Raw genomic sequence first — 18,799 nt, 5'->3', positions numbered from 1 at the left:
CACTTTCCCCCGCCGTCTTCGGAGAGACATGCACAACGAACCCGAGGTCTGTGTCCTCCGGTACGGACACCGACCGGGGCGCGACGACCGGATGACGACGCACGTCGGCCTGACGGCCCGCGCGCTCGGCGCGGACCGGGTCATCCTCCCGGACAACGCCGGCCACTCGATGGAGACGGTCGAGGACATCACGGGCCGGTTCGGCGGCCCCTTCGAGGTCGAACTCACCGAGGCGCTCAACGGCGTCATCCGCAACTGGGAGGGGAAGGTCGTCCACCTCACGATGTACGGCGAGCGCGTTCAGGACGTGGAAGCCGACATCCGCGAGGCGCACGCCGGGGAACCGCTTCTCGTCGTCGTCGGCGGGGAGAAGGTCCCCTTCGAGGTGTACGAGGGGGCCGACTGGAACGTCGGCGTCACGAACCAGCCGCACTCGGAGGTCGCCGGCCTCGCGGTGTTCCTCGACCGCCTGTTCGACGGGCGCGAACTCGACCGCGAGTGGAAGGACGCCGAAAACCGGGTGGTTCCGATGGCGACGGGCAAGAAAGTCGTCCCGGCCGACGAGGAGTAATCGGCGCGTCGGCGCGCCCGCTGGCGGTTCTCCGCTGCCCGGGAGTAATAAGACTTAATGGCGTTCCTGACGCCATTTCGCACAATGGCTTTTGAGGAGTTACTGAACGACCCTGTTATCCAGAAGTACCTCCACGAGTTGGTCGGACCAACCGGGATGCCGGTCGCGGCGGCACCCCCGGACGGCGAGGTCACCGACGAGGAACTCGCCGAGGAACTGCGGCTCGAACTCAACGACGTGCGCCGCGCGCTGTTTATCCTCTACGAGAACGACCTCGCGTCGTATCGTCGCGTCCGCGACGAGGACTCCGGCTGGCTCACCTACCTCTGGACCTTCCACTACGAGAACATCCCCGAGAACCTCGAAGAGGAGATGTACCGCCTCCTCGACGCGCTCGAAGAGCGCCTCGACTACGAGCGCGACCACGAGTTCTACCTCTCGGAACCCGCCGGCATCCGCTTCGAGTTCTCCGAGGCGATGGAACACGGCTTCCAGTGCCCCGAGACTGGCGCGCCGCTCGAACCGATGGACAACGACGACCTCGTCGACGCGATGGAGCGACGCATCGAAGAGCTCCGCGACGAGCTCAACGTCGAAGTGACGGGGACGAACTGAATGGTCGTTCTCGCAACGAAGTGCTACATCGACGGCGACGCCCGCGAGCGGGCGCTCGACAGCCTCACCTCGCTCGTCGCCAACGACATCGGCGACCTCGACGTCGACTACGACATCGGCGTCCGCGACGACGGCTTCATCTCCGTGACGGTCTCCGGCGACGACGAGACGGTCGCCCGGAACGTCCTCCGCGAGGAGTGGGGCGAGGTCACGCCGCACCTGTCGGCCGGCGAGACCTACGTCGGCACCCTCGAACACTGGGACGACGACGGCTTCGTGCTCGACGCGGGCATCGAGGTTCGCGTCCCGACCGAGGAACTCGGCCTCGGCCGCGGCTCTGCGACCCAGATTCGGGACCGCTTCGGTCTCGTCCAGCACATGCCGCTGACGTTCGTCTACGGCGGCGACGAGGGGCCCTCGCGGCTGGCCGACGAGCAGGTCGACCGCCTCTACGACTGGACTCGCGGGAGCGGTCGCGTCAACGTCAACAGCGCGACCCGCGGCGAGGTCCGCGCGACGGTCAACCGCGCCGGCCACGCGAAGGACATCGTGACCGTCGAGCGCCTCGGCCTCCTCGAACAGAGCATCGTCTGCCGGGACGAGACCGACCCGCCGGGCCTCCTCGCGAGCATCGGCTCGTACCTCCCGTCGGAGCTGAAGTGCGTCATCGGCCAGTAAGACGATGAACAGGCGACTCCTCGTCGGTATCGCCGCGCTCGCCCTCCTCCTCGTGACCGCCGGGTGTCTCGGCGGCACCTCCAGCGTCTCGAACGACCGCCTCGACGCCGCGCCCGACGGCGACTACGCGTGGACCGCCGATGCCGACGCGCACATCACCGTTCAGGACAACGGCCGGTTCCGCGCCGTATACGATGTGAACAGCTCCTCGGTCGAGCTCTACCGGTTCGACGGCTTCGGCAGTCGGACGCCGCTTTCGGTCGAGGCGGTCCGCTACCGCTACGAAAACGGGACCGTCGTCAACGGGACCGAACTGAAGGCCCGCGGCGGCGACGTGACGCAGAACGACCGCATCACGAACGTCACCCTCCCCGCGGACGCCGGGACCGAGGGGAAAATCGCGTTCAGTTCGACCTCGACGCCGAAGCGGTTCTCGCTTCCCGTCTTCGTCGAGGGGAGCTACGAGGTCGTCCTCCCCGCGGACCGCCGCGTCGACTTCCCGATATTCGGCTCGGTCCAGCCGTCGGGCTACGAGACCGAGGTCGTCGACGACCGGCTTCACATCCGGTGGGAGGAAGTGACGGAGGGGAACGTCGTCGTGCAGTTCTACCTCCAGCGCGACCTCGGTATCTTCGCGGCCGTCGCGGCCGTGTCGGTGCTCGTCGGCGGCGCGGGGATACTCTACTACCGCCGGCAGATTCAGGCGCTCCGCGACCGCCGACAGGAACTCGGCTTGGACGTCGAAGACGACGACCGCTGAGCGACGCCCGACGGACGCGGCGTCGGTCGGCCGACTCGGTTCGCCGGTGTGAACGCTTTTTTGCCTCCCAGCCCGCTACGTCGGGGTATGCAAGTCGCCGTGGTCACCGTCGGGGACGAACTCCTCGCCGGCGACACCGTCAACACGAACGCCGCGTGGCTCTGCGAGGAACTGACGGAGCGGGGCGTCTCCGTCGAGCGCGTGACGACGGTCCCCGACCGCGTCGCCGACATCGCCCGCGTGGTCAACGAGTACCACGCCGAGTACGACGCCGTCGTCGTCACCGGCGGGCTGGGTCCGACCCACGACGACGTGACGATGGAGGGCGTCGCGGCCGCGTTCGGGCGCGCTCTGGAGCGCAACGCCGACGCCGAGGAGTGGCTGGAGGCCAACGGCGGCTACTCCGCGGCCGACCTCGTGGAGGGGACGACCGACCTCCCCGCGGGGTCGCGGATGCTCCCGAACGACGAGGGTGTCGCGCCCGGCGCGGTCGTCGGGTCGGTGTACGTGCTCCCCGGCGTCCCCGGCGAGATGAAAGCCATGTTCGCCCGCGTCGCCGACGAGTTCGCCGGCGAGCGGACTCACGTCCGGTTCGTCCACACCTCGGAGCCGGAGAGTTCGCTCATCGAGCGGTTCGAGGCCGTCCAATCGGAGTTCGACGTGACTGTCGGGAGCTACCCCGGCGACCACGTCAGAATCAAGCTCGCCGGAGCCGACGAGGAGGCAGTCGAATCGGCGGCCGCGTGGCTCGAAGCGCGCGTGGAACTGTACGAAGAAGCGTAGGACCGACGGTCAGCGCTGGAGGTACCAGAGCCACCCGGCGGTCATGAGGATACCCACGAGAAGCACGGTCGCGGCCGTCTCCGAGGTCGGCAACACCTGCTCGCTGGCTGATAGCGGAATCATAGGTGACAGTTCCCACGTCCGGTTCTTAAACGGTGAGGTTCTGGCGACAGTTGTCGCGGCGTGTCCGTCCGCGAATCTGTGGGGGCGCGACCCAGTCGCCCCTCGCCGGCTACCGCGTCGCTTTTCTCCCGGGCGCGGGTTCGTTCAGTCATGCGAATCGGTGTCGTCGTCAACCCCGTCGCGGGGATGGGCGGCCGGGTCGGCCTGAAGGGAACCGACGGGAAAGTCGCGGAGGCCAGACGGCGCGGCGCGGAGCCGCGGTCGCCAGAGCGGGCGCGACGGGCGCTCGCCCGGCTCTCCGAGGCCGCCCCCGAGGCGGAACTGCTCGCGTGGGGCGGCGAGATGGGCGCGGCGGCCGCCCGAGACGCCGGCTTCGACCCCGAGGTGCTCGGCGACCCGTCCGGCGACGAGACGACCGCCGCCGACACTATCGCCGCCGTCGAGGCGTTCGTCGCCGCCGACGCGGACCTCGTGTTGTTCGTCGGCGGCGACGGCACCGCGGCGGACGTGGCCGAGGCGCTCGACGGGACCGACGTGCCGATGCTCGGCGTCCCCGCGGGCGTGAAGGTCTACTCCTCCGTCTTCGCCGTCTCGCCCGAGGACGCCGCCCACGTCGTCGCGTCGTTCGAGCGGACCGAGGCCCGCGAGGTCATGGACATCGACGAGGACGACTACCGCGCCGGCGAGGTCAGGCCGGAGCTTCGTGCGGTCGCGCACGTCCCCGTCGCCGAGGACCTCCAGTCGTCGAAGCAGACCGGCGGCGGCACCGTCGAGGCGCTCGCCGCGGGCGTCGCCGATGACATCCGCGCGACCGAGGGCGTCACCTACGTCCTCGGCCCCGGCAGCACCGTCGGCGCGGTGAAAGCCGAGTTGGGCATCGACGGGTCGCCGCTCGGCGTCGACGTCTACCGCGACGGCGAGGTGCTCGCCCGCGACGCGACGGAGGCCGACATCCTCGATAACCTCGGCGAGGAGAACGTCATCGTCGTCACGCCCATCGGCGGACAGGGCTTCGTCTTCGGCCGCGGCAACCCCCAACTCTCCCCGGCGGTGATTCGCCGCTGTGACGTGTCGGTCGTCGCCTCGCGGTCGAAGCTCGACGCGATTCCGGTCCTCCGGGTCGACACCGACGACCCCGACCTCGACGCCGACCTCCGCGGGTGGACGAAAGTCCGGGTGGGCCGCGTCGAACGCCGGATGATGAAAATCGAGTGAACGGCGCTGTCGAAGCCGCTGCCGGGGGTCGAAGTCGGTCGCTGGATCGCGCTGGAGAGCGGGCGGGAATCGGTCACGGCCGATTCGGCGACCGGCTCGAACCGGAGCGTCAGCGGAAAATAATCGAGCGAGAGGACGCGAGCGGGAGGACGCCCCCTCGGCTGTCTCGTCAGTCGTCCGCGGCCGCCTGCTGCTCCATGATGTGCTCGACGATTTCGTCCGTTTCGGTTCTGAACTCGTCGAGGTCGGTCTCGTTCCCGTGGAGAATCGTCGAGAAGTACTTCGTGTCGGCGGCGAGGTTGACGGTCTCTTTGAGTTCCGCGTCCGCGACGCCGCTCAACCGCGCCTCCTCCGTGTGGAAGTAGGTGCAGTACGGACAGTTAATCGCGGCCGCGACGGCGACCCCGATGAGCGCCTTCTCTCGCGCGGCCAACTCGGTGTCGGTCCCCAAATTGAGGTCGCGGAAGAGTCCCCAACTGTGTTCGCTCGCCGGTTCCGCCAAATTCTCCATCCAACTCGGGACCTGGCCGAGCATTCCCTCCATTTCTTGTCGTGTGGCTGTCGATACCATAGTTACCCCTTCACCTCCGGGATTCTCTGCGTTAGGAGGCGATTATTGTATGGATTCGACGTCGTAAAGTTATGAGCCGATTGGATATGTGTAATCTGCTCGTATCGACGACGTTCTGCAGAAATTCGCGGTTAATACGCCGGTCTACGGGACGGTTCTCTCCCCCCGCTCGAAGCCGGAGGACGTGGATGATTTAATATTTTGAATCGTGTGCAATGAGACCCACTATCCATTATTCACAGAGGGTGTAATATAGTGAGATTTAAGGTCATTGGATGGGTTCTGACTGCCATGGAAACCCGGAAAGTCCAGCGTCTCGGTCCCTCCACGCTGGCGATGACGCTTCCAGCGGAGTGGGCCAAGGAACACAACGTCGAGAAGGGCGACGAGGTGACCATTCGGACGAGCGGTAAGGGAACGCTGACCGTTCTCCCCGAGTCGGTCAACACCGAGGATTCGAAGGCGACGATTCGCGCCGACAGTCTGAACGCGGAGGCGCTCGAACGCGCCATCGTGGCGCAGTACGTCCTCGGGCGGCGCGTCATCCACATCGAGAAAAGCGAGGGCGCGCTCGATTCGGACCACATCAACGCCGTCTACAAGGCCGAGACCCAGCTCATGGGCCTCGGCGTCATCGAGGAGACGCCCGAGCGAATCGCGATTCGCTGTTCGGTCGACGCGGAGGACTTCACCCTCGACAACCTGCTCGAACGACTCGAAAACACGGGCAGTACGATGCGCGGCGAGGCCGTCAAGGCGCTCGCCCACGGCAACCCCGACCTCGCCCAGCGGGCGCTCAACCGCGAGCGGCAGGCGAACAAGATTTTCGTCCTCCTGCTTCGGCTCATCTTCACGTCCTACCAGAACCCCAACCTCGCGCGGGCGGTCGGTCTCGACTCCGGCTTCCCGCTCATCGGCTACCGCTCGGTGGCGAAGAACCTCGAACTGACCGCCGACAACGCCGAGGACATCGCCAACATCGTCATGGACGCCGAGGGCCACACCATCGACGTCGACCAGTCGACGATGCGGCGCATCCGCGAGTTCACGGACCACGTCGACGAGATTACGACGACCGCGGTGCGGGCCGTCGTCGAGCGCGACTACGACCTCACCATCGAGTGCCGAGAGCTGTTCCGAGAGATTAGCGACCGCGAGCGCGACATCCTCAACGACCTCCCGGAGATGGAAAACCAGAAGCTCCTCCAGATTCGCGAGGTGCTGGTGAGCCTCCAGCAGACCGCGCAGTACGCGATGCGGAACGCCGAAATCGCGTCGAACCTCGCGCTCAACGAGGAGTCGGACCACGTCACGATAGACTGAGAAACCGAAACAGGACCCGGCCACCGACTCCGGCGGCGCGCCGTCACCCCTCAGTCGGCGATGACTTCCATCGCCTCGTTGTTCTCGGTCTCGGACGACTCTTTTTCGCCCGTCAGCGGGTTGCGACTGGCGATGCGGCAGTCGAAGCCGGGATGCTCGCCGAAGTGCCGGAGTATCATGTGGCGGCGCGAGCCGGTGATGCCGGTGCGGCCGATGTCCTCGGCGGTAAAGCGCTCGGGCAGGCGGTCGTACAGGCGGCGCAGTTCGTCGAAACTGGCGAACACCTTCGCGTTGCCGGTGGAGTCCGCGCCGCGGCGGGAGACGACGTAACTGCCGTCCCGGCGGTACTCGCCGGCCGTGCGGAAGAACTCCCGTTTCTCGGTCAGCGCCGAACCGATGGCCTCCTGCAGGTCGGCGGCGGCGTCTCGGGACAGTTCACAGGACTGGTCGCCAAAGGAGACGACGATGGTTTCGTCGTCGCTCTCGACGGACACAGGGTTCTCATTACGGGAGAAGAACTCGATCAGGAGCGTGGGTACTCCGTGTCATATCCTCGACTATCGCAGCCGACGGTAAAGAGTTATCGGCTCAGTCAGGATTCACCGACGATTCTTCGGTAGTCCCGGCGGTCGAACGGCGAGCCGACTCCGGCCCGCGGGGCGGGACCGCTACAGGAGGCCGTCGTCGGTGGTCGTGGTCTCGCCGTCCGTCGCGGTCGTCGTCGTCGCGGTTTCGGTTGCAGTCGCGGTCGTCGTCTCCCCCGTCGCCGCGGTCGTCGCAGTTTCGGTCTCGGTCGCAGTTTCGGTCTCGGTCGCAGTTTCGGTCTCGGTCGCAGTTTCGGTCTCGGTCGCGGTCTCGGTCTCGGTCGCCGTCGTTTCGTCCGTCGTCTCTCCTCCGCCGGACGCCGCCTTGTTCCCGAAGATGTCCGTCTCGAACGTCTTCTCGTAGGTCAGCGGGTCGAGGGGGACGCGAAGCGTCGTGCCGCCGGCGTCGAGGTTCGCGTAGAAGTCGATGCGCAGGTCGGTCGTCTGGTCGCGTTCGAGGTGCGAGACCCACCACTCGTCGAGTCTGTCGTTTTCGATGTGGGTCGTCGCCTCGATGGTCTCCGTCGACCGCGGGGAGATGACGTACTCGGAGTTCGTCGTCCCCTCGCCGACGTCCACGTCGTTCATGGAGATGTCGTAGCCGAGTTCGGAGACCGCAATCGGGTACGGCTTGGGGTTGTGGACGACGAACGTGAGTTCGAGCGCCGTGCGCTCGCCCGTGGACTCGCCCCACTCGGCGCTCGTCTCGTTGACGTACAACACGGGGTCGGAGACGACCGGCGACTCCGCGTTTATCTCGCGGGTTTCGGTGGAGTTGAACGCCGACAGCAGGTCGGTGTCGATGCTCCGGGATATCTCGGGCGCTTCGAACGTCCGGCCGAGCGTCTCAGAAGTGACGGTGGCGTCCACGGCGAGGTCGGTGTGTTCGCCGTTCTGGATGTGCGAGACCCACCACTCGGGGATGCGCTCGTTTTCGAGCGTCGTCCGGAGCGGAACCGCCGTGGTCCCCCGCCCGATAGCGACGCCGCCTTTCTCCCCCGTCGCCATCTGAATGCCGTTCATCTCGACGCCGTAGTCGACTTCGAGCCCCGAGAGGTTCGCCGACAGCGGGTTGGGGTTCGAGACGTACAGGTCGGTGTCGATGACGGTCGCCGTCTCGTTGACGCCGGCGAACCGATTGTCGACTCGGTCGACGCTCGGCGCGCCGATGACGCCGGCCGCGAACGCCCCGCCGACGCCGGCCGCGACGACCACCAGCGCGACGAGTGCAATACGGAGTCTTCCGCCGAGCAGCGCGGATCTCAGTCCCATCGTTGTTGACACACGAGACTGGTGGTACATATGTCGAACGACTGAGCGCGACGCGGCCCTGAGGGCGCTCCCACACGCCTCGACCCTCGTCACGTCGCCCCACGACAGGCGGTGTCGAATGAACTAAGTGCGCACCCGCGAAGGTCGGAAACATGGAAACCAAGACGGTGCAATCCGACAAGTCCATCGGCTTTGCGGCGTTGTTCGGCGTGCTCACGCTCGTCGGCGCAGGGCTGATGGTCGCCGGACCGGACCAGTTGACGAAGGCGCTCGGGTTCATGCTGGCGATTATCGCGGCCTCGCTCGCCGTCTCCGGCGCGCATTTGTTCCAGTAGCTATCAACGTTGAGGAACACGGGTAACCGTTAATAACGCCCATTCCCTAGACGGTCCGAGGATGACTGAGTACACCGACGAGGAACAACGCATTCTCGCCTATCTCCGCGACAGCGTCAGCCGCGGAGAGAGCTATTTCCGGGCGAAGAACATCGCGGAAGCCATCGGTCTCACCGCGAAGCAGGTCGGGTCCCGCCTGCCGCGGCTGGCCGAGAAGTCCGAGGACGTCGAAATCGAGAAGTGGGGACGCGCCCGCTCGACGACGTGGCGCGTCACCCGAAGCTGAGGCGATTCCACGGCTTTTTACTGTGGAGGTGTGATGGTATCCCATGACCGTCCGCGTGAAACGAACGTTCGTGTTCGACGCTCCCGGCGAGCGCGTCTGGGAGTTCATCGCCGACCCGGCCAAGCGAGCGGGGGCTATCAGCGTCGTCGACCGCTTCGACGTGGCCGACGACGGCCGCCACGCGACGTGGTATCTCGAACTCCCGATTCCGCTCGTCCGCTCGACGGTGACCGTCGAGACCGAGGATATCGAGGTCGACGAGCCGACGCACGTGAAGTTCGTCGGCAAGTCGCGGGTGATGCGGGTGACGGGCGAACACACCATCGAGGAACGCGACGGCGGGAGCCGACTCGTCAACGAGTTCACCGTCGACGGCCGCCTGCCGGGCGTCGAGGCGTTCTTCGAGCGCAACCTCGACCGCGAACTCGACAACCTCGAATCGGCGCTCCGGCGCGAGTTCGAAGCGACCGCCTGAGGCCGGCGACGGCTTCGTCGGTCCGCGCTCGTCGCCCCCGTGGCCCGGAGTTCGAGACGGCGAGAACCGTGGGTTCACGGGGTATGCGAACGGGTGTTGCGGTGGGTTTATACATCGTGGCTCCTAAGCGAAAGTCGCCGACGCAATAGGCGCTTTTCTCGCCAGTCGTCGGCGACTCCACATCCGCCGCACCCGCCGCAACGTTTCGGGGTCCGTTGCGGCATCCGAAACGACGTGGCCACGTCGTTTCGCGCTCCCAAGCCCGGTGGGAGCGCACTCCCCTCGTCTCACTTCGCCAACTGGTGACACGAGATTCGGCGGGAGGCGAATTCGCCTCCGCCTTTTGACGACCGCTTCGCTCCGAGCCGCGCCGCTATCGAGCCGCGACGCACACTCGTCTCAGAGCGCACGCTTCTTTCCCCCGGGGGCCGTGGAGCCACCATGACCGAGACGATTCGAGGCGACGTGCTGCACGCCATCCCGCCGGACGAACTCGACGACGAGGAGCTGTCGCCCGAACTCCGGGCGCTGGCGGAGTCGCGGCACGTCCTCGTCGTCCGGAAGGGCGGCCATCCCTCGATACTCGACCTCGTCTGGGCGTTCGTCCGCCGCGACCCAATCGAGGCGGTGACCGTCGTGACCGACCGCCGCGTCGGGGAGGACGAGGAGGTGACGCTGACCGTCGAGGAGACGGACATGCCCGGCGTCTACGTCGAGGCGGCCGCTCACGGGGAGGCAGAGTCGGACGACGGACACTGAAAGAGCGACAGAAAAAAGCGGGACGAGTGCGGGGCCGCGGCGCGGTGCGGGCCTTACTCGTCTTCTCTGGTCTTGATGTCCGCGGAGAGGCCCTGAGCCATGCGAATCTCCTTGGAGTTGTTGAGCGTCCACGCGGTGCGCTCGGTGACGGCCTCGATGATTTCGCGGGCCGAGGGGTAGCCGTTGCCGGACTTCTTCACGCCGCCGAACGGGAGGTGGACCTCCGCGCCGATACACGGGAGGTTGCCGTAGGCGAGGCCGACCTCGGCGTGGTCGCGGAAGTAGTTTATCTGGCGGTAGTCCTCGGAGATGACGGCACCGGCCAGCCCGTAGTCGGTGTCGTTCTGAATCTCGACGGCGTCTTCGATGTCACCGGAGTACTTCAGGAGGGCGACGTGGGGACCGAAGACCTCCTCGTGGGTACAGCGGAGGTCGTCGTGGGGGTCGGCCTCGTAGACGAACGGCCCGACCCAGTGGCCCGCCTCGTGACCCTCGGGAATCTCGTCGGCGTCGAGTTCGGTGCGGTCGACGAGGACGTTCACGCCCTCCTTCTCCGCGAGTTCGTTGTACTTCGTGACCTTCTCCCTGTGGCCCTCCTCGATGAGGGGGCCCATGAAGGTGTCCTCGCGGAGCGGGTCGCCCACGGAGACGTTCTTCGCGTTCTCGACGAAGCGCTCCTTGAACTCGTCGTAGACGTCCTCGTGGACGACGATGCGCTCGGAGGAGACACAGCGCTGGCCGGTGGTCTTGAACGACGACATCGTCGCGGAGTGGACCGCGATGTCGAGGTCCGCCTTCTCGGTGATGACGACGTTGTTCTTGCCGCCCATCTCGCACGCGGCGAGCTTGCCGGGCTGTTGGGCCACCTTGCTCGCGACCTCGTGGCCGACCTCGGCGGAGCCCGTGAACAGCACGGAGTCGACGCGCTCGTCGTCGACGATGCTCGCGCCGGCGTCGCCGAAGCCCTGCACCATGTTGAACACGCCGTCGGGGATGCCGGCGTCCTCGAACATCTCGGCGATGATTTGGCCGCACCACGGCGTCTGCTCGGCGGGCTTCCAGACGACGGTGTTGCCCTCGACGAGCGCGACGGCCATGTGCCAGAAGGGGATGGCGACCGGGAAGTTCCACGGGGTGATACAGCCGACGACGCCGCGGGGTTTGCGGCGCATGTAGGCGTCCTTCGCGGGAATCTCGGAGGGAATCACGTCGCCTTTGGGGTGGCGGGCGTCGCCCGCGGCCCACTCGACCATGTGGTACGCCTCGATGACGTCGGCGCGCCCCTCGGAGATCTCCTTGCCGCACTCCTTGGTGACGACCTCCGCGAGTTCCTCCGTGCGGTCGCGCAGTTCGTGGTAGATGTCCCAGAGGTACTCCGCGCGGTCGATGTGCGAGAGTTCGCGCCACTCCTCGTAGGCCTCGTCGGCCGCGGCGGCCGCCGCGTCGATGTCCTCGGGCGTGCCGCGCCGGAACGTCCCCAGCGACTCGCCCGTCGCGGGGTTCGTGCTCTCGAACGTCTCGTCGCCGGTTCCGTCCGTCCACTCGCCGTCGATATAGTGCCGATATTCGTCCTGCGCCATATGATTCTAGAGTCACAACTAGGATTAATAACCCCGGACCCTCCCATGGAAGGGGTCGCTCGGCGAGTCGACGGCGGCGTCGCCCCACGCGACCACAGATAACATCTTACGTAACGCCGTGCTACCCGGTGTATGAGCGAGCGCACGGCAGGTGAAGGTACGCGCCTCACGCTCGACCTGTGGCATCCGAACTGTTGGGCAATCGAATCGACGAGCGAGTACGACGGCGGCATCCTCGCACACGCCATCTACGACGCCCCCACCGCGGGCGTCGAGCGGTCGAACGGGCTTTTCACCGCCTACGGCGAGTCGCTCGACGAGGTCGAGACGCTCCTCGACGTCATCGCCGACTCGGACCTCACGGGCGAGGTGTTGGAACTCCAGGAGCGGTTCGACTCCCGCGGGAAGCACGTCGCCCCCGGCCCGGTCGCCCGCGAGTTCTTCCTTGAGTACGACCCGAGCGACATGATGTGCCCGGAACTGCTCAAACACGGGTTCGTCCACAGCGCACCCACGCAGATAGAAAACGGCCGCGAGCGGTGGGAGGTCTGGTTCGCCGGCGCGCGCGAGGAGATACAGCCGCGCATCCAGACCGTCATGGACGAGACCGGCGCGGAGATTCGCGTCGCCTCCATCTCCACGTCCGAGGGGGCGGAACCGGAGCGCAGTCGGCGACTCGACACGCTCACCCGGAGCCAGCGGCAGGCGTTCGAGCTCGCGCGCGAAGAAGGATACTACCGCTGGCCCCGCGAGGTGTCGACCCGCGAACTCGCCGCCGAGATGGACATCTCGAAGACGACGCTCCTCGAACACCTGCGCAAGGCGGAATCGAAACTGCTCGACCCGCAGTAGCGCGGGCCGAATCGAGGGACCGGCCCCGGCTCAGACGCCGGCGACGGCGCGGAGCGCGAACAGCGCGTTCGACTTCCGCTCGCGGACCCGCCGGTAGAAATAGGAGAACCAGTTGTCCCCGTAGGGGACGTACTGCCACGTCTCGATGCCGGCGGCCGCGAGGTCGCGCTGGCCGTCCTCGCGCACGCCCATGAGCATCTGCACCTCGTAGGGCGTCCCGTACTGTTCGTGGAGGCGGCGGGCGTGCGCGATCATGTGCGGGTCGTGACTGCCGACCGCGACGCCGTCGTCGAACTCGGTGAACATCTGTTCGAGGAGGTCCCTGTACACCTCGTCGACCTTCGACTTCTCCTTGTACGCGATGGACGCGGGCTCGTTGTACGCGCCCTTGACGAGGCGGACTTTCCCCGGCACGTCGGCGAGGCGTTCGAGGTCGTCGGGCGTCCGTTTGAGGTTCGCCTGCACGCAGACGCCGACGTTCCCGCCCGTCCGATGACCGAGGTCGTCGACGGCGTCGAGGGTCACGTCGGTCGTCTCGTGGTCCTCCATGTCGACCCAGACGAACACGCCCTCGGCGTCCGCGGCGTCGACGATGCGGTCGAGGTTCTCCCGGAACGCGCGGTCGCCGACGTCGAGGCCGATCTGCGAGGGCTTCACCGAGACGCAGCCGTCGAGGTTCGTCGCGCCGAGTTGGCGGACGAGGTCGACGTACGCGTCGGCGTCGGCGTCGGCGTTCGCCCGGTCGGAGTAGTGCTCGCCGAGCAGGTTCAGTATCCCCGCGATGCCGTCTCGGTTCAGCGACTCGACGTGCGAGACCGCCCCGTCGGCCGTCTCACCCGCCACGAAGTTGTTCGCGATGGGGGGTATCATGTCCCGCTATTGTGAGACACGTACCCTAAAGAGAGACCCTACCAAATAATTCTTGAAAATACATCTGAAATAATCCGGGGAGCCTCGTTTCGTCCGACGGATTTCCGACTCCCGACCATGGGCGGTTACAGGTATATTTACGATAATTGGAGTGGTTTGCATGTTATGTCATCCCACGACATGGGCCGCAGAACGCTACTGAAACTATCGGGACTCGCGCTCGTCGGAGCGACCGCCGGCTGTCTCGAAAGCGAAGAAGACGGCACGACGACCACGACTACCGAGGAAAGCGGCGGTGGCGGCGGCGGTGGCGAGGAGACGACCACGACTACCGAGGAAAGCGGCGGTGGCGGCGAGTCGTACACCATCGGGATGGTCGACTCGCTCACCGGGTCGCTCGCGCCGTACGGCGAGCGCAACACCCGCGGCCGCGAACTCGCGCTGGCCGCCGTCAACGAGGTCGGCATCGGCTCCGAGGGGGCGTCGCTGAACATCTCCGTCGAGGACGACGAGAGTACGAACCAGGGGGGCGTCAACGGCGCACAGAAACTCGTCAACCAAGACGGCGTGCCGCTCCTCATCGGCTCCGTCGGCTCCGGCGTCTCCATCGCCATCCACGACAGCGTCACGCAGGAGGCGGGCGTCGTTCAAATCAGCCAGAACAGCACGAGCCCCGAACTCACGACGCGCCCGGAACTGCTCCGCATGAGCCCCTCGGGGGCGGCGAAGGGGCAGGCGCTCGCCGGCCTCGTCAGCGACGACGGTCACGACACCGTCGCCGTCACGTGGATCAACAACGACTACGGGACGGGGCTGTCAGACGTGTTCGCCGAGACGTTCGAGTCCGAGTTCGGCGGCACGGTCGCCTACAACGAACCCCACGACCAGGGCCAGTCGTCGTACAGCGGCATCCTCACCGAGATGGCGTCGACGGACGCCTCGGCGTGGATTTTCCTCACCTATGCGAACGAGTACACCGTCATGGTCAACGAGGGGTTCGACCAGGGCTACAACACCGCGGTTGACTACTACGGCGCGGAGTCCACCGTCGCCGACTCCATCATCGAGAACACGCCCGCGGGCAGCATGGACGGCATGAAGGGCATCACCGAGAGCGCCCCGCAGGACCAAGAGAACTACCAGAACTTCGTCGCCGCGTTCGAGGAGAACTACGACGCGACGCCGACGGTCTGGTCGGCGTACGCCTACGACGCCGTCACGGTGGCGGCGCTCGCCATCGAGGCGGCCGACGAGTTCTCCGGCGAGGCGCTGTCGGCCGTCGTCCGCGACGTGACCCGCCCCGAGGGCGAGGAGGTCTTCAACTTCGAGGAGGCCGCGGCCGTCCTGCGCGACGGCGGCTCGCCGAGCGACATCAACTATCAGGGCGTCAGCGGCCCGGTCGACCTCGACGAGAACGGCGACCCGCCGGGCTACTACCAGATTTACAGCGTCGAGGACCACGAGTACGTCTTCGGCGACTACATCACGAGCTAACTATGCACGCACGGAACGGACGCCGAACGACCGCCGGGAGGGTTCCGGAGCCGTGATACCGCTCCAAGTCAGCCCCTTCCAGTACGTCGCCAACGGCGTGGTGTTTTCGAGCATCATCGTCCTCGCGGCCATCGGGCTGTCGCTCGTCTACAGCATCGCGGACTTCGCCAACTTCGCCCACGGCGACCTCATGACCGTCGGGGCGTTCTCCACGCTGTTCTCGGTCGGCTTCCTCCGACCGATGCTGGGCGACGCGGGCGTGTTCGGACTGCCGCTTTGGTTCTTCCTCGCCCTCGCGTTCGGCATGGGGGCGGCAGCGGTCATCTCCGTCGTCACCGACCGCGTCGTCTACCGCCCGGTGAAGGGAAGCGGCTCTATCGGGCTTCTCATCTCCAGTATCGGCGTCGCGCTCGTCTATCGGGCGCTCGTCTTCCTGTCGTTCGGAACCGAGCCCGAGCGCTACGGCGTCCCGAGACAGGGGCCGATTCCGTGGGTCCGCGAGTCGCTCGGCATCGCGGTCACGCCGCGCAACCTCGTCGTCGTGGCGCTCACCGTCGTCCTCGTGACGACGCTGCACCTGACGCTGACGCGGACGACCCTCGGCCGGAAGATGCGCGCGACCGCGGACAACGCGGACCTCGCGCGGGTCAGCGGGATTCGAACCAACGAGGTAATCTTCGCAATGTGGCTCATCGGCGGCGCGCTCGCCGCGGCCGGCGGCGTCTTCCTCGGACTGGAGGAACTCGTCCGCCCGCGCATGGGCTTCGACATCCTGCTCATCGTCTTCGCCGCGGTCATCCTCGGCGGCATCGGCTCCGTCTACGGCGCGATGCTCGGCGGCCTCGTCATCGGAATGGTCCACGAGCTCGTTCCCCTGTTCTACCAGTGGGGAATCAGCCCGGTCGGCTCGCAGTACGCCGCGGCCGTCGCGTTCGTCATCATGGTCGCCATCCTGCTCGTTCGCCCGAGCGGAATCGCGGGTGATAGCGGATGAGCTCCGTCTCCTCGTGGGTGAGCGAGACGCTCGTCCGCGACGCGACCGAGCGGCGCATCTTCGCCACGCTCGGACTCGTCACCGTGTTGCTCGTCGTCGGCGTCTTCGTCGGCGTCATCGGCCCGCGGTTCCTCCTGTTCCAAATCGCGCTCGTCGGGATGTACGCCCTGCTGTCGCTCGGACTCAACGTCCAGTGGGGCTACGCCGGGCTCATCAACTTCTCCGTCGCGGCGTTCTGGGGAATCGGAGCCTACTGCGCCGCGCTGTTGACCGCGCCGAACTCCCCGCTCGGACTCGGACTCCACCCGGTGTTCGGGTTCCTCGCGGCAATCGTCGTGAGCGCGTTCATCGCGGTGCTCATCGGCATCCCGACGCTCCGCCTGCGCGAGGACTACCTCGCCATCGCCAGCCTCGGACTGGCCGAGGTCATCCGCGCCATCATCCTCAACGAGCGCCGGTGGACCGCCGGGTCGAGCGGTATCAGCGGCATCCCGAACCTCATGTCGTGGCTGCCGCTGACCGACGCCGCGACGACGGCCGCAATCGTGGTCGCCCTCATCGCGGTCGTCTACCTGTTCCTCCGGCGCGTCCACCGGTCGCCGTGGGGGCGCGTCCTCCGGACCATCCGGTCCGACGAGGACCTCGCCAAGGCGCTCGGCAAGGACACCTACCGGTTCAAGATGCAGGCGTTCGTCATCGGCTCGGTCATCATGGCTATCGCCGGGGCGTTCTACGCGCACCTGAACCTCTACATCGACCCCTCCGACCTCGTCCCCCTGACGACGTTCTACATCTGGATCGCCGTCATCCTCGGCGGCACGGGGTCGAACCGCGGGGCGGTCGTCGGCGCGGCCGTCGTCATCGCCATCCGCGAGGGGACGCGCTTCCTCAACGACATCGGGTTCATCCAGACGCTCGGCGTCGACCTGGCCCCGCTCCGACTGCTGTTCGTCGGCGGGCTCATCATCCTCATCATGCGCTTCCGGCAGGACGGGCTCCTTCCCCCGAAGGACGAACTCATCTGGCCGGCGGCGCGCGACGGAAGCGGTGCCGGTGGCGCACCCGCCTCTGGTGCCGCCTCCGACGGCGGGACCGTCTCGAACGGGGGTGACGACCGATGAACGACGACGCGTACGAGGGAGCGCGCCTCGACAAGGACGACGTCGTTCTGAAGACGACCGACTTGGAGAAGGCGTTCGGCGGCCTCGTCGCCACCGACGGCGTCTCCATCGAGGTCGACCGCGGGACCATCACCGGGATGATTGGACCGAACGGCGCGGGGAAGTCCACGCTGTTCAACCTCATCTCCGGCTTCTACGAGAACGACGCCGGTCACGTCACCGTCAACGGCGAGGACGTCACCGACCTCGAACCGCACGAACGCGCCCGAAAGGGGCTCGTTCGGACCTTCCAGACGCCCCGGCGGCTGGAGGGGATGTCCGTCCGCGAGGCGATGCTCGTCGGTCCCGGCCCGCAGAAAGGCGAGTCCGTCTTCTCGCTTTTCCTCTCCGGCTCCGACGTGACCGAAGAGGAGCGGGCGAACATCGAACAGACGCGCGAGTTGCTCGAACGGTTCGAAATCGGGCATCTCATCGACCAGCCGTCGACCGACCTCTCCGGCGGGCAGATGAAGCTCGTCGAGCTCGCGCGGGCGTTCACGACGGACCCCGACATCCTGCTTTTGGACGAGCCGGTCGCCGGCGTCAACCCGACGCTCGCGAACGACATCAAGCGGTTCATCCGCGAACTCAACGAGGAGGGCCAGACCTTCCTCATCATCGAACACGATATGCCGTTTATCATGGACCTCGCAGACCGCATCATCGTCCTCGACCAAGGGAAGGTGCTCATGGAGGGCTCGCCGGACGAAGTCCGCTCTGACGACCGCGTCATCGAGGCGTATCTCGGGGGGGCCGGCCCGTGACCAACCGCGCACTCGACGTCGCCGGCGTCGACAGCGGCTACGGCGAGGTGCAGGTCCTCCGCGACCTGACGCTCCACCTCGAATCTGACGAAATCGTCTGCATCATCGGGCCGAACGGCGCGGGGAAGTCGACCGTCCTCAAGACGGTGTTCGGCCTCCTCAAGCCGTGGACCGGCTCGGTCGAACTGAGTGGGCAGGACATCACCGGCGAGGAGCCAGAGGACCTCGTCCGCGTCGGGATGGGCTACGTCCCGCAGGTTGACAACGTCTTTTCCTCTCTCACCATCGACGAGAACCTCAGGATGGGCGGCGTCGCCCGCTCCGAGGGCCTGCAGGCCCGCATCGACGAGCTGTACGACCAGTTCACGATTCTCGACGAGAAGCGCTCGGCGAAGGCGCGGACGCTCTCGGGCGGCCAGCGGCAGGTGCTCGCGTTCGCCCGCGCGCTCGTGATGGAGCCCGAAGTGCTTCTCATCGACGAACCGTCGGCGGGCCTCGCGCCCAACATCGTTCAGTCGGTGTTCGAGGACGTGAAGAAGGTGAACGAACTCGGGACGGCGGTCCTGATGGTCGAGCAGAACGCCCGCGAGGGGCTCGGAATCTCCGACCGCGGCTACGTCCTCGACCAGGGGACCGTCGCCTACGAGGGCGACGCCGACGGCCTCCTCGACGACCCCGAAGTCTCGCGGCTCTACATGGGCGGCGCGGACTACGAGGGCGTCGAGGGCGAGTAGC

General features: G+C 66.7%; 22 protein-coding genes. 17 read left to right on the top strand and 5 right to left on the bottom strand.

Annotation, left to right across the window (positions count from 1 at the left end):
- Positions 1-28: 28 nt before the first annotated feature.
- The 6 genes from NDI65_RS02825 (at position 29) to NDI65_RS02800 (ending at position 4,745) form a co-directional block, all read left to right on the top strand.
- Entirely contained in the window at positions 29-571 is a 543-nt protein-coding gene (locus tag NDI65_RS02825; protein WP_089778365.1) for a tRNA (cytidine(56)-2'-O)-methyltransferase, read from the top strand.
- An 84-nt stretch (positions 572-655) separates the two neighbouring features.
- A complete protein-coding gene (locus NDI65_RS02820; RefSeq protein ID WP_058567252.1) occupies positions 656-1,186 on the top strand; it encodes a transcription factor in 531 nt (176 codons plus the stop codon).
- Positions 1,187-1,864, top strand: a complete 678-nt coding sequence (locus NDI65_RS02815; protein ID WP_089778363.1) for a DUF2110 family protein — start codon at positions 1,187-1,189, stop codon at positions 1,862-1,864.
- A 4-nt stretch (positions 1,865-1,868) separates the two neighbouring features.
- Positions 1,869-2,624, top strand: a complete 756-nt coding sequence (locus NDI65_RS02810) for a DUF5803 family protein (protein WP_089778361.1) — start codon at positions 1,869-1,871, stop codon at positions 2,622-2,624.
- 87 nt (positions 2,625-2,711) lie between these two features.
- A complete protein-coding gene (locus NDI65_RS02805; RefSeq protein ID WP_089778357.1) occupies positions 2,712-3,407 on the top strand; it encodes a molybdopterin-binding protein in 696 nt (231 codons plus the stop codon).
- A 273-nt stretch (positions 3,408-3,680) separates the two neighbouring features.
- Entirely contained in the window at positions 3,681-4,745 is a 1,065-nt protein-coding gene (locus NDI65_RS02800) for an ATP-NAD kinase family protein (RefSeq protein ID WP_310893389.1), read from the top strand.
- A gap of 169 nt (positions 4,746-4,914) precedes the next feature.
- Here the strand turns inward: NDI65_RS02800 and NDI65_RS02795 are convergent, their stop codons facing one another.
- Positions 4,915-5,289, bottom strand: a complete 375-nt coding sequence (locus tag NDI65_RS02795; RefSeq protein ID WP_187367337.1) for a carboxymuconolactone decarboxylase family protein — start codon at positions 5,287-5,289, stop codon at positions 4,915-4,917.
- 318 nt (positions 5,290-5,607) lie between these two features.
- On the opposite strand from NDI65_RS02795, the gene NDI65_RS02790 reads away from it, so the two are divergent.
- On the top strand, positions 5,608-6,639 hold the full coding sequence (locus tag NDI65_RS02790; RefSeq protein ID WP_004970831.1) for a phosphate uptake regulator PhoU: 1,032 nt from the start codon (positions 5,608-5,610) through the stop codon (positions 6,637-6,639).
- A 50-nt stretch (positions 6,640-6,689) separates the two neighbouring features.
- Here NDI65_RS02790 and NDI65_RS02785 read toward each other — a convergent pair whose 3' ends face one another.
- A complete protein-coding gene (locus NDI65_RS02785) occupies positions 6,690-7,133 on the bottom strand; it encodes a hypothetical protein (protein ID WP_089778355.1) in 444 nt (147 codons plus the stop codon).
- A gap of 174 nt (positions 7,134-7,307) precedes the next feature.
- Positions 7,308-8,495, bottom strand: coding sequence for an LEA type 2 family protein (locus NDI65_RS02780; RefSeq protein WP_089778353.1), 1,188 nt, complete (start codon positions 8,493-8,495; stop codon positions 7,308-7,310).
- Between the two features lie 152 nt (positions 8,496-8,647).
- On the opposite strand from NDI65_RS02780, the gene NDI65_RS02775 reads away from it, so the two are divergent.
- From NDI65_RS02775 to NDI65_RS02760, 4 genes are all read left to right on the top strand, one after another.
- Complete coding sequence (locus tag NDI65_RS02775; protein ID WP_089778351.1) at positions 8,648-8,830, top strand: hypothetical protein; 183 nt, start codon at positions 8,648-8,650, stop codon at positions 8,828-8,830.
- A gap of 61 nt (positions 8,831-8,891) precedes the next feature.
- Entirely contained in the window at positions 8,892-9,116 is a 225-nt protein-coding gene (locus tag NDI65_RS02770; RefSeq protein WP_089778348.1) for a hypothetical protein, read from the top strand.
- A 43-nt stretch (positions 9,117-9,159) separates the two neighbouring features.
- Complete coding sequence (locus NDI65_RS02765; protein ID WP_089778346.1) at positions 9,160-9,591, top strand: SRPBCC family protein; 432 nt, start codon at positions 9,160-9,162, stop codon at positions 9,589-9,591.
- A gap of 441 nt (positions 9,592-10,032) precedes the next feature.
- Positions 10,033-10,350, top strand: a complete 318-nt coding sequence (locus tag NDI65_RS02760; RefSeq protein ID WP_089778344.1) for a hypothetical protein — start codon at positions 10,033-10,035, stop codon at positions 10,348-10,350.
- 53 nt (positions 10,351-10,403) lie between these two features.
- Here NDI65_RS02760 and NDI65_RS02755 read toward each other — a convergent pair whose 3' ends face one another.
- On the bottom strand, positions 10,404-11,930 hold the full coding sequence (locus NDI65_RS02755) for an aldehyde dehydrogenase family protein (protein WP_089778342.1): 1,527 nt from the start codon (positions 11,928-11,930) through the stop codon (positions 10,404-10,406).
- A 132-nt stretch (positions 11,931-12,062) separates the two neighbouring features.
- Between NDI65_RS02755 and NDI65_RS02750 the strand changes: the two genes are divergently transcribed.
- The gene (locus NDI65_RS02750) at positions 12,063-12,782 is read left to right on the top strand and encodes a helix-turn-helix domain-containing protein (RefSeq protein ID WP_042663488.1); all 720 of its coding nucleotides are present in this window, start codon (positions 12,063-12,065) and stop codon (positions 12,780-12,782) included.
- Between the two features lie 30 nt (positions 12,783-12,812).
- Here the strand turns inward: NDI65_RS02750 and NDI65_RS02745 are convergent, their stop codons facing one another.
- Positions 12,813-13,652, bottom strand: coding sequence for a proline dehydrogenase family protein (locus tag NDI65_RS02745; protein WP_310893388.1), 840 nt, complete (start codon positions 13,650-13,652; stop codon positions 12,813-12,815).
- A gap of 180 nt (positions 13,653-13,832) precedes the next feature.
- On the opposite strand from NDI65_RS02745, the gene NDI65_RS02740 reads away from it, so the two are divergent.
- The 5 genes from NDI65_RS02740 to NDI65_RS02720 are packed head-to-tail and all read left to right on the top strand — an operon-like array spanning position 13,833 to position 18,798.
- Complete coding sequence (locus NDI65_RS02740) at positions 13,833-15,146, top strand: ABC transporter substrate-binding protein (protein WP_193310951.1); 1,314 nt, start codon at positions 13,833-13,835, stop codon at positions 15,144-15,146.
- Between the two features lie 52 nt (positions 15,147-15,198).
- Positions 15,199-16,140: a branched-chain amino acid ABC transporter permease gene (locus NDI65_RS02735; protein ID WP_089778334.1), complete on the top strand. Its 942-nt coding sequence runs from the start codon at positions 15,199-15,201 to the stop codon at positions 16,138-16,140.
- On the top strand, positions 16,137-17,261 hold the full coding sequence (locus NDI65_RS02730; RefSeq protein WP_042663491.1) for a branched-chain amino acid ABC transporter permease: 1,125 nt from the start codon (positions 16,137-16,139) through the stop codon (positions 17,259-17,261). Before NDI65_RS02735 ends, NDI65_RS02730 begins: the two co-directional genes overlap by 4 nt.
- Complete coding sequence (locus NDI65_RS02725) at positions 17,258-18,064, top strand: ABC transporter ATP-binding protein (RefSeq protein WP_089778332.1); 807 nt, start codon at positions 17,258-17,260, stop codon at positions 18,062-18,064. Before NDI65_RS02730 ends, NDI65_RS02725 begins: the two co-directional genes overlap by 4 nt.
- Positions 18,061-18,798: an ABC transporter ATP-binding protein gene (locus NDI65_RS02720; protein WP_089778330.1), complete on the top strand. Its 738-nt coding sequence runs from the start codon at positions 18,061-18,063 to the stop codon at positions 18,796-18,798. The genes NDI65_RS02725 and NDI65_RS02720 overlap by 4 nt, the downstream gene beginning before the upstream one ends.
- The last annotated feature ends 1 nt before the right edge of the window (position 18,799 follow it).

The organism is Haloferax sp. S2CR25, from assembly GCF_031624535.1.
GTDB classification, from domain to species: Archaea; Halobacteriota; Halobacteria; order Halobacteriales; family Haloferacaceae; genus Haloferax; species Haloferax massiliensis.
This window is presented reverse-complemented; position numbering and strand designations above follow the sequence as displayed.

Coding starts and splice junctions, on each gene's coding strand:
- NDI65_RS02810 (WP_089778361.1), top strand. CDS start 1,869: ATGAACAGGCGACTCCTCGTCGGTATCGCCGCGCTCGCCCTCCTCCTC.
- NDI65_RS02775 (WP_089778351.1), top strand. CDS start 8,648: ATGGAAACCAAGACGGTGCAATCCGACAAGTCCATCGGCTTTGCGGCG.
- NDI65_RS02740 (WP_193310951.1), top strand. CDS start 13,833: ATGGGCCGCAGAACGCTACTGAAACTATCGGGACTCGCGCTCGTCGGA.
- NDI65_RS02820 (WP_058567252.1), top strand. CDS start 656: ATGGCTTTTGAGGAGTTACTGAACGACCCTGTTATCCAGAAGTACCTC.
- NDI65_RS02755 (WP_089778342.1), bottom strand. CDS start 11,930: ATGGCGCAGGACGAATATCGGCACTATATCGACGGCGAGTGGACGGAC.
- NDI65_RS02730 (WP_042663491.1), top strand. CDS start 16,137: ATGAGCTCCGTCTCCTCGTGGGTGAGCGAGACGCTCGTCCGCGACGCG.
- NDI65_RS02765 (WP_089778346.1), top strand. CDS start 9,160: ATGACCGTCCGCGTGAAACGAACGTTCGTGTTCGACGCTCCCGGCGAG.
- NDI65_RS02800 (WP_310893389.1), top strand. CDS start 3,681: ATGCGAATCGGTGTCGTCGTCAACCCCGTCGCGGGGATGGGCGGCCGG.
- NDI65_RS02750 (WP_042663488.1), top strand. CDS start 12,063: ATGAGCGAGCGCACGGCAGGTGAAGGTACGCGCCTCACGCTCGACCTG.
- NDI65_RS02760 (WP_089778344.1), top strand. CDS start 10,033: ATGACCGAGACGATTCGAGGCGACGTGCTGCACGCCATCCCGCCGGAC.
- NDI65_RS02770 (WP_089778348.1), top strand. CDS start 8,892: ATGACTGAGTACACCGACGAGGAACAACGCATTCTCGCCTATCTCCGC.
- NDI65_RS02815 (WP_089778363.1), top strand. CDS start 1,187: ATGGTCGTTCTCGCAACGAAGTGCTACATCGACGGCGACGCCCGCGAG.
- NDI65_RS02780 (WP_089778353.1), bottom strand. CDS start 8,495: ATGGGACTGAGATCCGCGCTGCTCGGCGGAAGACTCCGTATTGCACTC.
- NDI65_RS02725 (WP_089778332.1), top strand. CDS start 17,258: ATGAACGACGACGCGTACGAGGGAGCGCGCCTCGACAAGGACGACGTC.
- NDI65_RS02795 (WP_187367337.1), bottom strand. CDS start 5,289: ATGGAGGGAATGCTCGGCCAGGTCCCGAGTTGGATGGAGAATTTGGCG.
- NDI65_RS02825 (WP_089778365.1), top strand. CDS start 29: ATGCACAACGAACCCGAGGTCTGTGTCCTCCGGTACGGACACCGACCG.
- NDI65_RS02790 (WP_004970831.1), top strand. CDS start 5,608: ATGGAAACCCGGAAAGTCCAGCGTCTCGGTCCCTCCACGCTGGCGATG.
- NDI65_RS02745 (WP_310893388.1), bottom strand. CDS start 13,652: ATGATACCCCCCATCGCGAACAACTTCGTGGCGGGTGAGACGGCCGAC.
- NDI65_RS02805 (WP_089778357.1), top strand. CDS start 2,712: ATGCAAGTCGCCGTGGTCACCGTCGGGGACGAACTCCTCGCCGGCGAC.